Origin of the sequence: Kitasatospora nipponensis (genome assembly GCF_039528135.1) — a bacterium.
Lineage (GTDB): Bacteria > Actinomycetota > Actinomycetes > Streptomycetales > Streptomycetaceae > Kitasatospora > Kitasatospora nipponensis.
In genome coordinates this window covers 67,282-85,136 of sequence record NZ_BAAALF010000004.1, presented here as the reverse complement: position 1 = coordinate 85,136, position 17,855 = coordinate 67,282, and the positions used below count along the sequence as shown (strand labels likewise).

Below are 17,855 nucleotides of genomic sequence, written 5' to 3'. Positions count from 1 at the left end.
CGGACGTCAGGATCGTGCCCTGCCAAGGGGAGCGAGGGGACGGGCGATGAACGGGAACGTGCGCGAGGGGCGGGGGCAGGGGCGGGGGCGCGACGACGGCGGGCGGCCGCCCCAGGGGACGAACGGCCTGGCCGTGGCCGCCGGCGAACTGGGCGTCAACGCCCTGCTCGGCTCGGTCTTCCTCATCGGCGGCCTGCTCGGCCTGGTCGGCCTCGGCCTGGGCGTCGCCGCGCTGCACAGGGCGCGGCGCACCGGCGCGGGGCGGCTGCGGGCCACCGCCGGCGTGCTGACCTCGCTGCTCGCGATCGCGGTGTCCGTCCTGGTCGCGGCTCTCGCCCTCTGGTACGCCCACCGGACCCAGGGCTGCTTCCGGCTCGATCACGTCCACCCCGGGCCGCCGCGTCCCGGGTACGGATCGCCGTCGAGCTGAAGGTCCGGCGGGGCGGTGCCGCCCGCTGCGTGGGGGTGCGGACGGCTGCCCCGCCGGCCTCCGGCTCCGGGCGCCGGGTGATCCGGATCAAGGACCCACCCGGATCACCCGGTGATCACCATCCGGTGTGCGCCCCGCGGGGATCAGGGGTTGCAGGTGGCCGGGGTGGTCGAGGTGTCGGGCTTGGTGCAGAGCGGGCCCAGGCCCGTGACCGCGTCGGGGCGGGTGATGAAGGCCAGTGGCCCGGCGTTGTGCTCGCCGTTGAAGGGCGTGCTGCCGGTGAAGCCGCAAGCTGCCGCGTCGCTGGGCTTGTTGAACCAGAAGCCGGCGTGGAAGGTGTTGGTGGGCGGCAGGGACGCGTCCGGGTCGAACCCGAAGATCTGGTCGAGCAGGATCGTCTGGATCCTCGCCCGGCCGTCCCCGTGGTGGTCGGTGTGGAGGTCGGACTGGTACCAGGCCAGGCCGAAGCTGCCGGTGAACGAGGGGTCCGGTGCGCCGTTGGCCAGCTGGTTGCTGCGCTGGACGGTGAACAGGTCGAAGTCGAGGTCGGGCTTGAAGCCGTGCAGCTCGATCTCCATGGTGTCGTTCAGGTCGCCGCGGTGGACCTCGGCCTCGACGCGGGGCGTCCTGCCGTCGGCGGACAGGCACGGCAGGAACTTGGTGTTGGGGAACAGGCGGAACCGGGTCGTGTCGTGGCCGTCGTTGTGCGGCGTCAGAGCGGTGGCGGTGCCGGTGGCGGAGAGGGTGAGAGCGGCCAGTGCCAGCGCGAGCCCGAAGGCACGGCGCGGGCGAACCCTGCAGGAGGACATGAGCCTTCCATTCGGTAGCGGTGAGTGAGGATAAGTCACGTTAGGTGACTTATGTCACATCTACCACTTCTCGCCCGGCGGTCCATCCGTACACGCCCAACATGCTTCGTGAACGGAGAGATCGGCTCGGCCGCGCGCCCGACGGGGAAGTCGGACGGGCCCTAACGCGGCGGCAGTTCGCTGGGGCCCACGTGGCCGTCGAGCCAGTCCTTCAGCGGCTGCGAGGCCCGCAGGAAGGTGGCGACGCGCTGGTAGGCCCGCGCGGTGCCCAGCCAGTCGGCGGGTTCCCACTCCTGCCAGGCGACCAGGCCCTTGTTGCGCAGCAGGGCGATCCGCGGGTGGTCCTTGGGGTAGCCGCGCGGGGCGGTCTTCAGCGGGTCGCGGCCCGAGACCACCGGCCCGGCCCCGGTGACCGTGGCGATCACCCGCTCCAGTTCGGCGCCGGTCACGTCCTCGGCGACCGCCCGGCGGTAGCGCTCCAACTGGTCGGCGGCCAGCTGGTACATCCCGTTGCCGCAGGCCAGGCCGTCGGCGGAGAGCTGGATGTAGCCGCCGGCCGCCAGGTGGGCGCCGCAGTGGGTCTTGTAGGGCGCCTTGTCGGCGCTGAACCGCACGTCCCGGTGCGGGCGGAAGATCTTCCCGGGGCCGAACTCCGGCTCGAGCCGGTCCAGCAGCTGCGCCATCGGCTCGCGCACCGCGCGTTCGTAGAGCTCCTTGTGCTCGGCCCAGAAGGTCTTCGAGTTGTCGATCTCCAGGCGCTCGTAGAACTCCAGTGCCTCGTCCTGCCAGCCTTCGAAAGTCACCCCACCAGGCTATCGGCCGCACCGCACCGCCGCCGCGCACGGCGGTGGAGCGTCGGCGGCTCGGGCGGGCGGTCAGGCGGGGTTCAGGGCCTTGGCGGCCGCGCCGGGGCGCGGGAGGTCGTCCACGCTCAGGCAGATGCCGAAGACCCGGTCGTGGCCGGACCAGCCGTTGACCCGGCCGCGATTGTTGCTGATCTGCACCCGCCGGCGGGCCGGGTCGAGGGCCGAGACCAGGTGCAGGTAGACCGTCCCGGCGACCCTGGCCAGCACGATGTCGCCGACCTCCAGCCGGGCCGGGTCCACCGGGGCGACCACGACCTCCTGCCGGCTGCGGATCAGCGGCGTCATCGAGGAGCCGCTCGGCCGGAACCGCGCGGTGGCCCCGGCGGCGACCCGCCCCGCGACCGCGTCCAACATGCCCATCCGCCGATGGTGCCCGATGGGGCGGCGCGGGGGTAGCGGATTTCCGTCAGGGCGGGCCGAGCAGGACCGTGCCGGGCCGAGGCGTGCTGTGCCGTGCCGCGTCGGGCTGGCCGACCCCGTGAGGTCGGCCGGCCCGACGTGCTCACGGACGGCGAAGCCCAGGCCGGGCTCCAGCGGCACGGGCTGGCCGAGCGTCACGGTCACCTCGACGCTCTCGCCCGGCCGCACCGGCCCGCCGCCCTCGCCCAGGTCCACGTCGCCGACCACGTCGCCGGTCCGCAGGTAGAACTGCGGGCGGTAGCCGCTGGTGATCGGCGTGCGGCGGCCGCCCTGCTCGGTGGCGAGCAGGTGCAGCCGGGCGGTGAAGCGGGTGTGCACCGAGGTGCCGGACGGCGCGCTGACCACCTGCCCGCGCCGCACCTGCCCGCGCTGCACACCGCGCAGCAGCAGTGCGACGTTGTCGCCCGCCTGCGCGAACTCCATCGTGCGACCGAAGGTCTCGACGCCGGTGACCACGGAGACCACGTCCCCGCCGTACCCGAGCACCTCCACCCGGTCGCCCAGGCGCACCTGGCCACGCTCGATCGCGCCGGTCACCACCGTGCCGCGGCCGGTGATGGTGAGCACGTTCTCGACCGGCAGCAGGAAGGGCGCGTCGGTGTAGCGCACCGGCGTGGGGACGTGGGCGTCCACCGCGTCCAGCAGCTCCAACAGCGCGGCCGTCCACCGCGGGTCGCCCTCCAGCGCGCGCAGGCCGGAGACCCGCACGACCGGCAGCGCGGCGCCGTCGTAGCCGTGCGCGGTCAGCAGCTCGCGGACCTCCAGCTCCACCAGCTCGAGCAGCTCGGGGTCGCCGGCGTCGGCCTTGTTCAGCGCGACGACCACGTGCTCGACGCCGACCTGACGGGCCAGCAGCACGTGCTCCGCGGTCTGCGGCATCACCCCGTCCTGCGCGGAGACCACCAGGATCGCGCCGTCCAGCTGGGCGGCGCCGGTGATCATGTTCTTCACGAAGTCGGCGTGCCCGGGCATGTCGACGTGGGCGTAGTGGCGGCCCGCCGTCTCGTACTCGACGTGCGCGATGTTGATGGTGATGCCGCGGGCGGCCTCCTCCGGGGCGCGGTCGATCCGCTCGAAGGGGACGAACGAGCCGCCGCCGCGCTCGGCGAGGACCTTGGTGATGGCGGCGGTGAGGGTGGTCTTGCCGTGGTCGACGTGACCCATGGTGCCGATGTTGAGGTGCGGCTTGGTGCGCACGAAGGCCTGCTTGGCCATGGTGGTGATCTTCTCCGGGAGTCGTCAGCATGGTGACGGGACCTCAGGGACGGGCCGACCTTCCCCGTCCGAGGTCCCGGGACTTCCCGGGGAAGGTCAGCTTCGCGCGCCGCCGATGGCGGCTGCGAACGCGCCGTCGAATGCGGCTGCGACTGCCAGGGCAGCGGCCATCGCACCCGCGACTGCGGGGAACTCGGCGATGGCGTCCTGGTACATGTCGACCATCCTGCTGCCCCGACCCGCCCCGGGGCCACCGGTTTTCGCGCCCGGAGCGTGGGTCAGGACCTGGGGGTGGGGGCTCAGCCGGTGACCGGCTGCGGCTGCTCGGTGCGGACCGGGCGGCCGGCCCGGTAGACCGCGCGGACCCGCAGGACCGCGCCGATGTCGTGGACGGGGTTCCCGGCCACCGCCAGCAGGTCGGCGTCGTAGCCGGGGGCGATCCGGCCCTTGCGGTGACCCAGCCCGCAGGACTCGGCGGCCAGCGCGGTGACCGAGGTGAGTGCCTCGGTGTTGGTGGCGACCTGGGAGGCGAAGTACACCAGGTCGCTGGGCAGCACGTCGTGCGGCTTGTGCGGGTTGATGCCGGCGTCGGTGCAGCAGACCACCCGCACCCCGCGGCGGTGCATGGCGGCCTGGTTCTCCCAGTAGGGCTCGATGGTGCTGAGCACCTCGGGCGGCATCCCGGCACGCGGCCTGACGACCGTGCAGCCCACGAAGGTGCCGGCGGCGGCCAGCGCGTCCACGGTCGCGGGGTCGGGGCGGACGCCGGCGGGGGTCATGAAGGTGCAGTGCTCGATGCCGTCGACCCCGGCGGCGACCGCGTCGGCGATCCCGCCGGCCGCGTGCGCGTGGGCGGTGACGGGCAGTCCGCCCGCGTGGGCGGCCCGGGTCAGGGCCCGCAGGGCGGCGCGGTCGTACTGCGAGCCGCCCGGGTTCGAGCCGGCGGTGGACATCCCGCCGGTCGCCATCACCTTGACCAGGTCCACCCCCGCGCGGGCCCGGTCGGCGACCGCCGCCAGTGCCTCGTCGACGCCGTCCGCGGTGCCGCCCAGGTACCAGCAGTGGCCGCCCGCCGTGGTGATGGGCGGGCCGGCGGTGACCAGGTGGGGGCCGGCGGCGGCCCCGGCGCCGCCCTCGGCGTGGCGGGCGAACTCGGCTCGCAGCCGCAGCGTCAGGTAGCCGCGGTCGCCCAGGTCCCGCACGGTGGTGATCCCGGCGCGCAGCGCCTGCGCGGCCTGCGCGCGGGCCCGGGCCAGCACGGTGGCGTCGTCCTCCTGCAGCAGCTGCCGCTCGGCGTTGCCGTGCGGGTCGAAGACCAGGTGGCTGTGCGCGTCCACCAGGCCCGGCAGCAGGGTGGCGTCGCCGAGGTCGGTCAGCGGCACGCCGGGCGGGGGGTTGGCGCCGGTGAGGTCGACGTCGGTGATCCGTCCGCCCTCCAGCAGGACCAGGACGGGTCCGCCCACCGCCGCCAGGCCGTCGAAGAGCCGGGCCGCGCGGATGGCCAGGCGGGGGTCGTCCACGAAGTGCTCCCAAGGTACGGCGGTTCTCTACAACGATTCTGACGTTCCATCAGATCGACCGACGGCACGCCCACTTGGGCGATACTGTCGCAGGGGTGTGCGATCACCGTCCCAACGCCCCGATCGGCACTGATCGTTCCCGTGATTGCTGGCATGTACACTTTCGTGGATCGACGGGGGCAACGGGGGCTTGGGGGAAGAACGATGAGCAGGAGATGCCCGCAGAGGCCAGGAAGGGCTGAGCTCGTGACCAACAGGCATGTGCGGGCCGTCGCCGCCGGGCTCATGGCGAAACTGCCCGACCTCCCCCGGCCGTGGGGCATCGAGGAGCTCTGCGACGCGCTCGCGCAGCAGCGCGGCCGGCCGCTCACGGTGCACCCCGTCGACCTGCCGGGCCTGCCGTTCGGGCTCTGGTACGACGACGGGGTCGGCGACCGCGTCCTCTACCGCTCGTCGGCGACCGGGTACTACCGGGACCACATCATCCTGCACGAGATCTGCCACCTGCTGGCCGGCCACGGCGTGAGCCCGCAGGAGCTGGCCGAGCAGAGCGCGCAGGAGGCGCGGAGCACGCAGGGCGAGCCGGGGGAGCAGGACGAGCAGGACCCGGAGCAGGGCCCCGCCGCCGCGCGGGCCCGCAGCGCGGCGTGCAACAACGTCGAGGAGGAGCTCGCGGAGACCTTCGCCTCGATGGTGCTGCGCCGCGCGGGCCAGCTCCCGGCCGACCGGGTCAGCGCCGTGGAGCGGCGCGCCGAACAGTGGTTGGGAGCCGGCCGTGCATGACGTCCCGAGTTGGGTGGAGACGCTGCGCGGCGTCATCCTGCTGATCGTCTGGACCGTCCTGGCGGTGCGCCTGCCCGCCCTGCGACGCTCCTCGCACCGCCCGGTCTGGGCGGTGCTCTTCATGCTGGCCGGCGGCGCGCTGGCGATCCAGGCACCGGTCGGGCACTGGATCGACCGCACCACCCAGATCCCCGCCGCGGCCGAACTGGCCGTCGCCCTGGTGGCGCTGACCGACTTCGCGACCGTCTGGTGGTTCGCCGTCGCGCTGCACGGCGCCGGGCACCGCACGCCGACCTGGCTGCGCCGCGCCCCGCTCGCCTGCGCGGCCACCATGGCCGCACTGGCCGTGCTCTTCTTCGCGCTCACCCCGGCGCACGACCGCTTCGGCGCCCAGGCGCACGGCTGGTGGGTCGGCTACGCGATCGCCTGGAGCAGCTACGGCCTGATCACGGCGGTGGGCGCGGCCGCGCTCTTCTGGTGGCACGGCGTCACCATGCGCAGCGCGGTGCTGCGGCTGAGCATGCTGGCCCTGGCGGTCGGCTGCACGGCGGAGGTGCCCTACCAGGTGATCCGGGCGGTGCGCTGGTTCGACCCGCACGCCTCGCCGACGCTCACCCTGGCCGGCTTCTGGTGCTCCTTCGCGCGCTTCGTGCTGGTCGCCCTCGGCTGCTCGCTGGCCGCGCTCGAACCGCTGCGCAAGGCCGTGCTGTACCGCTACCGCCGCCAGCGCCTGCACGCCCTGTGGCTGCTGCTGCGGGAGGCCACGCCGGAGCTGGTGCTGACCGCCCCGCAGGCCCGGCTCGCCGAGCTGTTGACGCCGGGCGACGCCTGGGAGCACCTGCACCAGCGGGTCATCGACATCCGCGACAGCATCGCCTACCTGCACGACGGCTGGGCCTCCCCGCAGCTGCTGACCCGGGCCGCCGGGCACGCGGCGGCGGCCGGCGGCGGACAGCCGCTCGCCATGGCGTGCTGGATCGAGGTGACGCGCCGCCAGGCGCTGGCGGACGAGCCCAAGCTGCACGAGGAACTCGGTGAGCTCGGCGAGGAGTTGCTCCCGCAGACGGACGCGAGCCAGTCCACCGTGCAGCACGAGGTCCGCCGTCTGCTGGAGCTGCACCGGGCCCTGCGCTCGGAGCCGGTCCGCGCCTTCGCCGACCGCACGGACCACCCGAGCGCCGAGCCGAGCGCGTTCTAGGATCCCTGCGGTCGTGCGGTCGTGCGGTCCTGCGGTCGCGCCGTCGCGCGGTCACTCCCGGCCGGTGGTCGCGAAGACCCCGCGGGCGGGGGTGCCGTCGGGCCGGGTCCAGCCGGCGACGAGGTGCCGGGGCGCCGCCTCGTCGACCTCGGCCGGCCTCAGGACCCGCTGGATCTCGACCGGGCGCGTGCCGGTGCCGTCGGTGGCGGTGGCGGTGCCGTGGAGGCGGACGGTGGGGTCGGGGGTGTCGCTCTCGTTCTGGTGCTGCGGCACCGCCCGCCCGTCCAGCAGCTCCCGCAACTGCGCGCTCACCACGGGATCGTGGGCGCCGTCGTAGACCCACCGGGTGCCGAGCACCCCGTGCTCGCAGGTGCCGACCAGGGCCTCGCGCCCGGCGCCGTCGAGCGCGACGCCCCGGTAGCCCAGCGGCACCAGGTAGGCCACCGGTTCGGGGGCGGCGCGGTCGACGACCACCAGGAACTCGATCCCGACCTCCCCCCGCGGATCGTCCAGCCGGAATCCGCCGCCCTTGACCAGGTCCGGGGCTCCGGCGTGGGCCACGTACCAGGGTTGGGCCGGCAGCCACTCGGTGAGGAGTTCCAGCTTCGTCGGCGTGACGGTGGTGTTCTGAATGGTGGCCATGCGAGCTCTTCCACGGGTCGGGCGGATCCGCCGGCTGACGGACCATGGGGCAACCTACCGCCGAGGCCCCGGGCCGACCCGGATGCCCGGCGCGACCCGCGGCCGCGCGGTGGCAGACTGCCCGGCATGGAATCAGCAGCACGTCCCACCGTCACCGTATACGGCGAGGCCGAGTTGGAGGTCGAGCCGGACCACGCCGACCTGCACCTGACGGTCCAGATCCAGGGCAGGGAGCGCGGCTCCGTCGTGCGCCTGCTGGCCGAGGAGCTGCGGGCCGCCCGCTCGTTGCTCGACCCGTACGGCGCGGCCGTGGAGCGGGTCGCGGACGGCGCCCTGTGGATCAACCCCGAACGCTCCGACTCCCGGCGTGGCGCAGAGAAGATCACCGGATATGGCGGCGGCGCCGAACTGGAGGTCACCGTGGTCGAGTTCGAGCGGCTCGGGGACATCGTCGTCGCGCTGGCCGGTCTGGAGCACGGCACCGTGGCCGGGCCGACCTGGCGGTTGCGCCGTGACCATCCGGTCCACGAGCAGGCCCGCACCCAGGCGGTGCAGGCGGCGGTGCTCCGGGCGCGGCAGTACGCGAGCGCCCTGGGATCGGAGTTGACCGGCCTGGTGAGCCTGGCCGACCAGGGCCTGGGGGAGGGCGAGAGCTATGTCGCCTCCGGGAACCGCGGGCCGGTGCACGCCGCGGTGTCCTACGGCTCGCTCGGCTCGTTCAAGAAGAGTCCGGAGCTGGACCTGCGCCCGGTCGAGCAGACCGTGCGCGCCACGGTGGTGGCCCGCTTCACCCTGCGTCCCCCGGAGCTTTCCTGAGGCCGGGGCCGGTTGTGGGTGGCCCGTGCCACAGTGGGCGGCATGCTTGCGATCACCGTGACGACAGAGACCGGTCCGCCCCGGGCCCGGATCACCGCCGACGACCTGGCCGCCCTGGTCCGCCGGATCGGTGGTGCGGGCGACACGTTCCTGATCGCCGAGCGGCTCCCCGACCAACCGGACGTCTACGTCCAGGTGTTGCGCACGACAGCGGGCGACTACCAGCTGGAGCACCGCGACGGCGCACCCGAGCGGCACTACCAGGTGATGCTCGACGGGCCGGAGCCGGTGATCGCGGCCATGACCGGCTGGGCGCGCCGGCGGGAGGGCTGGGACGCCGGACTGGCCTGGGAGCGGCTGGACCTGGGCCCGGCCGTGGCCGAGTCGTCCGACGCCGATCCCGACCTCCCACCCGGTCTCGACGAGGACGAGTGGCAGGAGCTGACGGAACACGTCGGCACACTGCTGGCCGGCGGCTACGCCACCCGGGCGGAGCTGGCCGAGGCCGCGGAGGAGTACCTCGCCACCGACGACGAACGGCCGCTCTCGCCCGCGCAGGCATGGCAGTTGGCCGACCGGCTGTGGCGGGAGCGGCTGGCCGAGCAGGCCGGATGGGAGGGCGAGACGGATCCGGAGCGGCTGGCCCGGGCGTTCGAGGCGCTGCGGAAGGCGGGCATCACCGCGGAGGAGAACTTCACCTGCTGCCGGACCTGCGGGCAGGCGGAGATCGGCGCGGCGGGCTCCCCGGACGCGCGCGGCTTCGTGTACTTCCACAGCCAGTGCACCGACTCGGCGGTGGCCGGGAACGGGCTGACACTTCTGTACGGCGGGTTCGACGGGTCGGCGGAGACGACGCGGGCCATCGGGCACGAGGTGGCGGCGGTTCTGCGGGAGCACGGGTTGCCGGTGGAGTGGAGCGGCGATCCGGAGCGGGCGATCACGCTCACCCCGCTCGCCTGGTGCCGCCGGCTGGTCGGCTGACGGCGAGGGCGAGACCGGCTCCCGGTCCGCTGCCGGTCACGGGTCACAGCTCCCGGTCGAGGCGGTGGCAGAGCTCGGCCAGCGCCCGGCGGGCCGCGAGCGCCACGGCCGGTTCGGGGTCGTCGAGGGCCGAGCGGATCAGCTCGGCGTGCTCGCTCTCGGACAGGGCGCCGAGCCCGCGCAGCGCGGCGCCGCGCACGCGGGCCACCCGGTCGGTCGTCAGCGCCGCCAGCGGCTCGACCGAGTCGGCCAGTTCGTGGATCAGGGCCAGCTTCGCGGCCGTCTCCCGGACCCGCCAGGAGGAGTCGGTCAGGGCCCGGACGACCGCCGGAGCGGCCTCGGGCGTCCACGCGTAGCGCAGGGCCCGGACCGCCCAGACGCGCGGCCAGTGGTTCTGCTCGGGCCGGGCCAGCCGCCCGGTGCGCAGCGCGGCGGTGGCCGGCCTGCCACCGATCCAGCCCAGGGACGGCTGTCGGGGATCGTCCGGCGCGACCCGGCCCGCCAGGAGGTCGACGCACCACGTGGTCACGGTCCGGCGCCCCAGGCGCGCGCACGCCTGGGTGACCAGCGCGCCGGGGTGCAGGTCGAGGTCGGGGTCGGTGGGTGCGGGCAGGGTCATGATCGCCATCCTGCACCCACCCACCGTCACCGGCCGCGCCTCAGGCGCGGCGGGCCAGGTGCACCACGTCCGGCACGCCCCGGCCGACCGGGATCTCCAGGGTGCGGACGTCGGCGAACCCGGCCGTGCGCAGCGCCCGTTCGAAGGCCGGGGACGGCTGAGCGCTCCAGACGGCCAGGACGCCCCGGTCGGTCAGCCGGCTGCGGGCGGCGGCCAGCCCGGCCGGGCCGTACAGCGCGTCGTTGGCCTCGGTCACCGTCCAGTCCGGGCCGTTGTCGATGTCGAGGCAGATCGCGTCGTAGCGGTCCCGGGTGGTGGCGAGGTAGCCGACCAGGTCGGTGTGCAGCACCTCGACCCGGGGGTCGGCCAGCGCCCCGGCGGAGATCGCGCCGAGCGGCCCGGCGCGGTGCCAGTCGATGATCGCCCCCTCCCGCTCGACCACCGCGATCCGTCCCCAGCGCGGTTCGGCCGCCGCGTGCGCGAGCGAGAAGCCCACCCCGAGACCGCCGATGAGCACGGTCGGCCGCTCACCGGTCGGCCGTTCATCGGTCAGTGGTCCACCGGTCGGCCGCCCACCGGTCAGCCGTTCCAGCGCGGCGTCGATCAGCAGGCGCTCCGAGCGGCCGTCGGCGGTGTCCATCAGGAAACAGCCGTTCGCGATGATCTCGTGGTCCGCACCCCGCCGGCGCAGCACGACCTCGCCGTAGGGCCCGTCGCGCCGGTCGAGGACGACGGCCGGTGCCTCCTGGTCCCGGGTGGGCAACTCGGACATCGCTGATCTCCTCGACTCTCGGGTGGTCGGTCCCTCGTGGACCTTCCGACTCTAGGCCCTCTCGGAGACCGCCCACCGCCCCGACCGCCGGCCGGCCGCGCACCCGTGCGGCCGAGCGCGCGCGGACGGTCGCGTGCGCCCCCACCCGCTTCGGGGGAGCCGGTCGCGGACCGCCCCAGGCCGAGTCGTCCTGCCCGAGCGGCCGGCGATCGGGCCGCCCGGCTGGGGGAACTGATGGTGCGTCGGGTGCCCGGCGCGCGGGCCGCGTCGCTCCGCTCATCGTGCGATGGCGGAGACCGCCTCTCGGTTCGTCATGCGCGGCAGCGTGCCAGCCGGGACCCCCGCCCGCAACCGGTTATCCGGCGTTCCCGGCGGGGGCGCGTCGGCAGGTCAGCGGGCGCTGCCGAGGTTGGCGTCGGCCTCGCTGCCGCTCAGCAGGAGGGTGGTCTCCTCGATGCGGCGGAAGCGGCCGTCGTCGGCGAACTCGGCGAAGAGGTAGACCTCCATGGTGACCGTGGAGCCGTCGGTCTTGACGACGTCGACCACGTGGCGGTCCGCGTAGCGGTCGCCCTGCGCCAGCTCGTCGAGGACTTGGACCGAGCCACTGGCGACGACGGTCCGCAGGTGGGCGATGTGGGTGATGAAGGCCTCGCGGTCGTCCCAGTGGCCGTCGGTGCGCTGGCGGTAGTCCGGGGCGAAGTGCCGGTCCACGGCCTCGGCCAGGTCGAGGCCGGGCGTGAAGAGCAGGTCGTTGAGGGCGGTGGCGATGTCGGTGCGGGTGGCGGCGACGTCGGAGCAGGCGGCGGTGGAGGTCATGGCGGTCCCCTTCGGGTTCGGTGCGGGATAACTGCGTGCGCTGAGCACGCATCTGTACTGTAGCGCATAGTGCGTGCGCCGTGCACGCTAAACTGAGGTCATGTCGACAGCTGTGGGACACGAGATCGCCGAGGCGCTAGGGGTGCTGCTCAAGCGCAGCAACCGCGCCCGGTTGTACCAGCACCTCACCGAGGGCCTGGGGGAGGCGGTGGACGAGGTGACCTACCCGGTGTTGAGCGGACTGGCCCGCAGCGGCCCGCGCAGCGCCGCCGACCTCGCCGAGGAGATCGGGCTGGACCGCTCCGGCGTCACCCGCCGCGCCACCCGCCTGGAGGAGGCCGGCCTGCTGCGCCGGGAGCCCGATCCCGCCGACCGTCGCGCCACCCTGCTCACCCTGACCGAGAGCGGCCGGCAGGCGATCGCGACCACCCGGGACCGTCTCGCCGTGCGCATCGAGACGTCCGTCGGGTCGTGGGGTCCTGGTGAGGCGGAGAGCTTCGCCCGCCGGCTGCGGGAGTTCGCCGGCAGCTCCCTCTTCCAGGACCTCTGACGGCGTCCCGCCGCGCGGTGGCCGCCGAAAGCCCGCGCGACCGCGTCACGGCTGCACCATCGCGCAGAAACGTTCCAGCGCCAGGTCGGTGCGGGCGCGGTCGCCGGTGGTCGTGAGATCGAAGAGCAGGCCGCGGATCACGGCCATCAGCAGGGTCGGGGTGACGGTGTCGTCGGGGCCGGTGGCGAGGTCGTGGAAGGTGGCGCCCAGGGTGGTGAACCAGTCCGTGATCGCCCTGGCCTGCTCCGGGTAGTTCTCTGGGTGCGCCAGGCCGTCGGCGTGCACCTCGAAGAAGAGCCGGACGAACGGCGCCCGCTCCGGTGCGCTGATCCAGGCCCAGAGGCCGCGCAGGCGCTCCTGCGCGGACGCCGTCTGCGGCAGCGGATTCCCGGCCAGCCGGGCCGCGCCGCGCCGGCGCGCCTCGGCGAGGACGGCGGCGACCAGCTCCTGCTTGCTGCCGAAGTCGTAGAGCAGCATCCGCGGGCTGGTGTCGAGCGCCGCGGCGAGCGGTCGCAGGCTCAGCCCGGCCAGGCCGTGGGCCAGGACGTAGTCGGTCGCGCGCGCCAGCGTGCGCTCCCGCCGGGCGGGATCCGGTGGTCGCCCCACGGGGGATCATCCCTTCGCTGATGGGGATGTGAAGCCGCGTCAGTATATGGTACGACTGTTTCATGAACGCACAGGGGGCCGCCGTGAACGCACTCGACCAGGCACATGACCAGGCAGGGGACCGGTCACAGGACCAGCCGCTCGACCGGTCACCCGGGAGGGCGCTCGTGCTGGGCGGTGGGGGTCTGGTCGGCACCGCCTGGACGGCCGGGCTGGCGAGCGGGCTGCGCCGGGCCGGGGTGGACCTCGCCGAGGCCGACCTGACCGTCGGCACCTCGGCCGGCGCGATCCTGGCCGCCCTGCTCGCCACCGGCGGGCCCCCCGAGCGGCTGGCCGCCCCCGTGCGCCCCACCGGCTCCGACGCCGCCCCGGTGCGGGTGGACGGGCGCCGGCTCGGTGAGGTGTTCGCCGTGCTCGGCGAGGCGGCCGCGAACCCGGCCGAGGCCTGGCGCCGGGTGGGCCGGATCGCCCTCGCCGCCGAGACCGGCCTCGAGCAGGCGCACCTCGCCCGTGTCAGCGCCATGCTCGGCGCCGCCGACCGCTGGCCGGACCGGCGGCTGCTCATCACCGCGATGGACGCCGAGACCGGTCGGCCGGTGGTCTTCGACGGCGCCGACGGTGCGCCGCTGCTGTCCGCCGTGGCGGCGAGCACGGCCTTTCCGGGCAGCTACCCGCCGATCACCGTCAACGGTCGCCGCTTCATGGACGGAGCCCTGCGCTCGGCCACCAACGCCGACCTCGCGGCCGGTGCCCACACGCTCGTCGTGGTCGACCCGCAGGCGCACCTGTTCCCCCGTGAGCGGCTCCGGCGGGAGCTGGCGACCGCCGGGGCCCGCGTCGCGGTGACCGTCGAGCCCGACCCGGCCTCGCTGCGCGCGTTCGGCCCGGACCTGAACGACCGATCGGCCTGGGAGCCCGCCTACCAGGCCGGGCTGCGCCAGGCCGCCGACGCCGCCCAGCAGTTGCGCCCCGCCTGGCAGGCCGCGGCGGAGCGAGAGGCCCGGCAGGCGACGGCCGCCGGGCGCGACGCCTGACGCCTGACGCCTGATCCGGACCGGCGGGCCGCGGGGTCCGTCACGGATCGGACCGCTGCGCTGTCCTGTGGCGGAGGGTGTCCCGCAGGGGGACGTCCCGAGTGGAGGAGCGGTACCCATGACCATGATCGACCCGAACGCCGTGGAACCCCTGCTGGTGCGCGCGAGTGAGGCGGAACTGCTCGGATCCGCCCCCGCCACCCTGCAGTTGCTCGCCGACGGCAGCGACACCGCGGGAGCGCTCAGTGCGATCCGCACCAGGATGGGCCGGGGCACGGCGGGGCCGACCCCGCACTTCCACCGGAAGTCCCCCGAGATCTTCTTCGTCATCGAGGGCGGTCTGGAGGTGCTGATCGGCGAGCAGTTGGTCACCGCGCGCGACGGCGACTTCCTGCTCGTGCCGCCGGGAGCCGTGCACGCCTTCCGCACCCCGGCCGACACGGGGGTGGACCTGCTCTTCCTGATGCCGGGCGCGGACCGCTTCGAGTACTTCCGGCTGATCGAACGGATCCAGCGCGGCCAGGCGAGCCCGCAGGAGCTCCTGGACTCGCAGGAGCGCTTCGACAACCACTTCCGCCCCAGCCCGCTCTGGGAGGCGTGAAATCCCGAGGTGAGGTCGTGGGGCCGCTCCCTTGGCGGAGCGGCCCCACAACCTCACTGCTGCGCGGTGGAATTCGCCTCCGTGCGGACTGCCGGTGGCAACGGCTACGGTGACAGGGCCGAGCAGATGCTGGAACCGGCTGCCAACCGGGAGTCCTCGGTGTCGATTCGGCGATCGACTGGGAGAGCAGGACCCGGCACTCCCGGGAACTACGCTGAATTCGTCGTCAACTCCATGAAGTCGGGAGGGTGAGAGTGACTCCGGAGGAGTACTGGGAGAAGCGCTGGCCGGTCGCGCTGGAGCTTCATGACTGCTGGCGGAGCGAGGAGTCGGTGGTGGCCGTCCTGCGCCTCCTGGTGTCGAAGCTCGCTCCCTGCGACGACCCCGGAGCCACTGACTTCGGCGTGATCGGCTACCTGCACGACGCCTTCGACATGACGCTGGGCGAGGCCAAGCGCCTCTGTCGCTGGTCCGGGCTCGGCGGGGATCTGTCGGACCAGGAGGTCGAAGAGCGGACCGGCACCCTCGTGCCCCACCAGCAGGACTACTGGCTCGAACCCTAGGTGCTCCGACCGCAGGGGTTCGCCGGCACGCAACGCCGACGCCCGCCACCCCGACGTCCCGGCCACCCGACCTCGCGAACGCTCCCGCGTCCGCGGCGAGAGAGTGCGGGGAGCCTTGCGGCCGGCTTCTGAGGGGGACGACCGTCGGGTGGGGGTCAGAAGTGGTCGGGGCCCGACCAGGTGTACCAGGTGCCGGTGAGCTGCGTGTAGCGGTCGCGGTGCCGGGTCGGGCCGCCCGGCGGGAAGTAGGCGTAGCCGTGGCGGGCGAAGATGCCGGAGCCCGAGAGGGTGAACTTCACTCCACCATCGGTCAGTTCGGCGTCCTGCACGGGGTAGCCGCCGATCCAGGTCGGGGCGCGGTCGGTCGAGCCGGTGGTCAGGGCGTGCTCGGCGGCGGAGGTGAGTGCGGGGCGGGCGAGCGCGAACCGGGCTTCGCGGGGGACGTCGTGGCCGACCAGCAGTGCCGCGGTCCCGACCAGCAGCGGGACCGCGGCCCAGCGCCAGAGGCCCCGTGGGGCGGAGGTCCGGTGCCTGGCCTGCCGGGCGAGCCAGCCGAACGGCAGCAGGGCGAGGGTGGCCAGGCCGGCGCCGAGCAGGCCGTAGTCCTGACCGGGCACGCTGGATCCCAGCACGACGGCGCCCGACGCCAGGGCGATGCCCAGCAGTGCGCTGTCGCCCGGCCGGTGGAGCCGGCGACCGTAGGTTCGTGCGCGGCTACGTGCGGCGGGTGACGCGGCGAGTCCCGCCAAGGCGAGGGCGAGGACGACCGCGACCGGCACCGCGACGGGCGTGAGCAGCGTGACCGGCACCATGACGAGCAGGCCGGCCGTCGCCGTTCCCGCCACCACGGCCTCGTGCGCGAGGCCGTCCGGGGCCGCGGCGACGGTGGCCAGCAGGGCGGCCAGCACCAGCGGTCCCCGGTACCCGGGCCGGGACAGGCGGTGGAACGCGGCGGCTCGTGCGGCCGCCAGGGGCGAGGGGTTCGTGATCACGCGGCCATCTCTACCAGAGCGACCTCAGCGCGTCGCGATGGGTTCCGGGGGCAGGACCTCGCGGTACCAGCGGTGGTGGACCAGCGGGCCGACGAGCAGGACGGCGAGGGCGGCGACCGTGCCGACCAGGAGGCTGGGCGGGCCGCCGCCGTTGGCCAGGGCGGCGGCGCAGGCGAGGGCGACGACCAGGGGGCGCAGGAGGGTCAGGGGGCCCAGGCCGACCACGACGGCGAGGGTGCCGGCGCGGAACGGCAGCAGGAAGTAGGCGGCGAGCGAGAGCAGCACCAGGGCGGCGTACAGCGCGAGCGGGAGCAGGTAACCGGTGCCGCCGTGGGTCAGCAGGGCGTAGGTCCGCGGGCGGTCGGCGGCCGCCAGCAGGACGCCGCCGGCCGCGGGGGCGGGGGCCAGCAGCAGGACGGCGCCGGTCGCCAGGGCGCGCAGGGGCGCCCCGGCAGGGGCGCGGGAACGGAGGGCGGGGACCAGCAGCAGGACGGCGCCGACCGCCAGGCCGCGCAGGGCCGCCCTGGCGGTGGCCCGGAACCGGCGGATCCGGGCGTCGCGGCCGGCGTAGGCGCGGAAGCCGCTGAACGCCGCGTCGATCAGGCCGAGGGCGGCGAGCGGCACGGCGGGGGTCATCGGACGGCTCCGGCGAGCCGGTCGCGGCCCGTCGCCGCGAACTGTTCGGGGCCCACCAGCCGGCGGGAGGCGCGGCCGAGCGCCTGGCGCAGCGGGGCCTCCAGGTGCGGTCGGACGCCGATGACGGGGCGCAGGGTGGTGCAGAACGGGTTGGCCAGGGTGCGCGGCTCGTACAGCAGCGGTCGCATGCCCGGGACCGTCGCGGCGCGCAGCAGGGTCGCGTCACCGTGGGCGCGACGGGCCGAGGCGGCGCCGTCGTGGCGGCCGAGCGGGTGGCGCATCCGGGCCCGGTGGAAGACCCAGGCACCGATCGGGGCGAGCCGGTGGACGGCGATGTCGTAGTGGCAGAAGGCGAGCGCGGGCGAGGCGGCCTGGGCGTGGAAGAAGTCCGCCAGCGCGTCGGCGGGGAAGTGGTGCAGCACCCCGGTGGAGATGTAGACGGTGGCGGCCTCCGGCAGGTCGAAGGCGTTGCCGTGCACGAAGCGGCAGGCGAGTCGCTCGGCGCGGGCCAGCCGGTCGGCCTCGCCTACGAGCGCGGCGTCGAGGTCGGCGCCGACGAGTTCGACGTCCGGCCCCAGCGCGCCGGTGGCCGCCAGCCAGCGCAGCAGGTAGCCGAGGCCGCATCCGATGTCGACCACCCGCAGCGGCCCGGGGTCCGCGGCGCCGGCCCGGACGGCGGCGAGCAGCGGGGCGAGCAGGTGGACCAGGCGGTCGCCGATCCGCAGCTCCTGGCTGAGCCGCTGGAGTTCGGTGTGCACGCTGATCATCGTCCGGTCCACGGCGAGCGGGTCGAGCACGCCGTCGGGTCCGGCCGGCAGCGCGGCCACGATGCGGGCCGCGCGCCGGTTGCCGCAGGCGTTCAACTGCTCGACGACCTCGGCCCGGTGGACCGGCAGGCGGGCGCCGCTGTGCGGGTCCGTGACGGTGATCAGGTCGGATATCTCAAGGTGGGGCACGGTCGAGAACCCTAACGGGCCCCGGCGCTC

General features: G+C 74.6%; 20 protein-coding genes and 1 pseudogene. 9 read left to right on the top strand and 12 right to left on the bottom strand.

The genetic code is table 11. The features are described 5' to 3' along the window. The first annotated feature begins 46 nt into the window (after positions 1–46). Positions 47–430, top strand: a complete 384-nt coding sequence (locus tag ABD323_RS02415; protein WP_344438450.1) for a DUF4190 domain-containing protein — start codon at positions 47–49, stop codon at positions 428–430. A gap of 143 nt (positions 431–573) precedes the next feature. On the opposite strand, the gene ABD323_RS02410 is transcribed toward ABD323_RS02415, so the two are convergent. The 4 genes and pseudogenes from ABD323_RS02410 to ABD323_RS02395 form a co-directional block, all read right to left on the bottom strand. After that, on the bottom strand, positions 574–1,239 hold the full coding sequence (locus ABD323_RS02410; RefSeq protein WP_344438448.1) for a hypothetical protein: 666 nt from the start codon (positions 1,237–1,239) through the stop codon (positions 574–576). Between the two features lie 161 nt (positions 1,240–1,400). Beyond that, entirely contained in the window at positions 1,401–2,042 is a 642-nt protein-coding gene (locus ABD323_RS02405; RefSeq protein WP_344438446.1) for a DUF2461 domain-containing protein, read from the bottom strand. Positions 2,043–2,606: 564 nt separating this feature from the next. Beyond that, positions 2,607–3,740 (bottom strand): annotated as a pseudogene (gene tuf / locus ABD323_RS02400) (elongation factor Tu); the annotation flags it as partial. A 299-nt stretch (positions 3,741–4,039) separates the two neighbouring features. Continuing rightward, the gene (locus tag ABD323_RS02395; RefSeq protein WP_344438443.1) at positions 4,040–5,260 is read right to left on the bottom strand and encodes an amidohydrolase family protein; all 1,221 of its coding nucleotides are present in this window, start codon (positions 5,258–5,260) and stop codon (positions 4,040–4,042) included. A gap of 246 nt (positions 5,261–5,506) precedes the next feature. Here ABD323_RS02395 and ABD323_RS02390 point away from each other — a divergent pair, with 246 nt between their 5' ends. Both ABD323_RS02390 and ABD323_RS02385 read left to right on the top strand, forming a co-directional pair. Continuing rightward, complete coding sequence (locus ABD323_RS02390) at positions 5,507–6,043, top strand: hypothetical protein (RefSeq protein WP_344438441.1); 537 nt, start codon at positions 5,507–5,509, stop codon at positions 6,041–6,043. Next, complete coding sequence (locus tag ABD323_RS02385) at positions 6,036–7,241, top strand: DUF6545 domain-containing protein (protein WP_344438439.1); 1,206 nt, start codon at positions 6,036–6,038, stop codon at positions 7,239–7,241. Before ABD323_RS02390 ends, ABD323_RS02385 begins: the two co-directional genes overlap by 8 nt. A 51-nt stretch (positions 7,242–7,292) precedes the next feature. On the opposite strand, the gene ABD323_RS02380 is transcribed toward ABD323_RS02385, so the two are convergent. Beyond that, complete coding sequence (locus tag ABD323_RS02380; RefSeq protein WP_344438437.1) at positions 7,293–7,883, bottom strand: maltokinase N-terminal cap-like domain-containing protein; 591 nt, start codon at positions 7,881–7,883, stop codon at positions 7,293–7,295. Between the two features lie 126 nt (positions 7,884–8,009). Here ABD323_RS02380 and ABD323_RS02375 point away from each other — a divergent pair, with 126 nt between their 5' ends. After that, complete coding sequence (locus ABD323_RS02375; protein WP_344438435.1) at positions 8,010–8,699, top strand: SIMPL domain-containing protein; 690 nt, start codon at positions 8,010–8,012, stop codon at positions 8,697–8,699. 42 nt (positions 8,700–8,741) lie between these two features. Continuing rightward, positions 8,742–9,680: a DUF6891 domain-containing protein gene (locus ABD323_RS02370; RefSeq protein WP_344438433.1), complete on the top strand. Its 939-nt coding sequence runs from the start codon at positions 8,742–8,744 to the stop codon at positions 9,678–9,680. A 43-nt stretch (positions 9,681–9,723) separates the two neighbouring features. Here ABD323_RS02370 and ABD323_RS02365 read toward each other — a convergent pair whose 3' ends face one another. The 3 genes from ABD323_RS02365 to ABD323_RS02355 form a co-directional block, all read right to left on the bottom strand. Beyond that, complete coding sequence (locus tag ABD323_RS02365; protein ID WP_344438431.1) at positions 9,724–10,299, bottom strand: HEAT repeat domain-containing protein; 576 nt, start codon at positions 10,297–10,299, stop codon at positions 9,724–9,726. 40 nt (positions 10,300–10,339) lie between these two features. Beyond that, positions 10,340–11,071, bottom strand: coding sequence for a spermidine synthase family protein (locus tag ABD323_RS02360; protein WP_344438428.1), 732 nt, complete (start codon positions 11,069–11,071; stop codon positions 10,340–10,342). Between the two features lie 390 nt (positions 11,072–11,461). Further along, the gene (locus ABD323_RS02355; RefSeq protein WP_344438426.1) at positions 11,462–11,887 is read right to left on the bottom strand and encodes a nuclear transport factor 2 family protein; all 426 of its coding nucleotides are present in this window, start codon (positions 11,885–11,887) and stop codon (positions 11,462–11,464) included. A 100-nt stretch (positions 11,888–11,987) separates the two neighbouring features. Between ABD323_RS02355 and ABD323_RS02350 the strand changes: the two genes are divergently transcribed. Beyond that, the gene (locus ABD323_RS02350; RefSeq protein ID WP_344438423.1) at positions 11,988–12,437 is read left to right on the top strand and encodes a MarR family winged helix-turn-helix transcriptional regulator; all 450 of its coding nucleotides are present in this window, start codon (positions 11,988–11,990) and stop codon (positions 12,435–12,437) included. A 45-nt stretch (positions 12,438–12,482) separates the two neighbouring features. On the opposite strand, the gene ABD323_RS02345 is transcribed toward ABD323_RS02350, so the two are convergent. After that, entirely contained in the window at positions 12,483–13,043 is a 561-nt protein-coding gene (locus ABD323_RS02345; RefSeq protein ID WP_344438421.1) for a TetR family transcriptional regulator, read from the bottom strand. 62 nt (positions 13,044–13,105) lie between these two features. Between ABD323_RS02345 and ABD323_RS02340 the strand changes: the two genes are divergently transcribed. From ABD323_RS02340 to ABD323_RS02330, 3 genes are all read left to right on the top strand, one after another. Continuing rightward, positions 13,106–14,077, top strand: coding sequence for a patatin-like phospholipase family protein (locus ABD323_RS02340; protein ID WP_344438419.1), 972 nt, complete (start codon positions 13,106–13,108; stop codon positions 14,075–14,077). A 118-nt stretch (positions 14,078–14,195) separates the two neighbouring features. Continuing rightward, on the top strand, positions 14,196–14,678 hold the full coding sequence (locus tag ABD323_RS02335; RefSeq protein WP_344438417.1) for a cupin domain-containing protein: 483 nt from the start codon (positions 14,196–14,198) through the stop codon (positions 14,676–14,678). Positions 14,679–14,926: 248 nt separating this feature from the next. Continuing rightward, positions 14,927–15,241, top strand: coding sequence for a hypothetical protein (locus ABD323_RS02330; RefSeq protein WP_344438414.1), 315 nt, complete (start codon positions 14,927–14,929; stop codon positions 15,239–15,241). A gap of 155 nt (positions 15,242–15,396) precedes the next feature. Here ABD323_RS02330 and ABD323_RS02325 read toward each other — a convergent pair whose 3' ends face one another. Genes ABD323_RS02325 through ABD323_RS02315 form a run of 3 tightly spaced genes read right to left on the bottom strand, consistent with a single transcriptional unit; the run spans position 15,397 to position 17,825 of the window. Continuing rightward, positions 15,397–16,233, bottom strand: a complete 837-nt coding sequence (locus tag ABD323_RS02325; protein WP_344438412.1) for a hypothetical protein — start codon at positions 16,231–16,233, stop codon at positions 15,397–15,399. Between the two features lie 24 nt (positions 16,234–16,257). Continuing rightward, positions 16,258–16,869, bottom strand: a complete 612-nt coding sequence (locus ABD323_RS02320; RefSeq protein WP_344438409.1) for a hypothetical protein — start codon at positions 16,867–16,869, stop codon at positions 16,258–16,260. Continuing rightward, on the bottom strand, positions 16,866–17,825 hold the full coding sequence (locus ABD323_RS02315) for a class I SAM-dependent methyltransferase (RefSeq protein ID WP_344438407.1): 960 nt from the start codon (positions 17,823–17,825) through the stop codon (positions 16,866–16,868). Before ABD323_RS02315 ends, ABD323_RS02320 begins: the two co-directional genes overlap by 4 nt. Between the last annotated feature and the right edge of the window lie 30 nt (positions 17,826–17,855).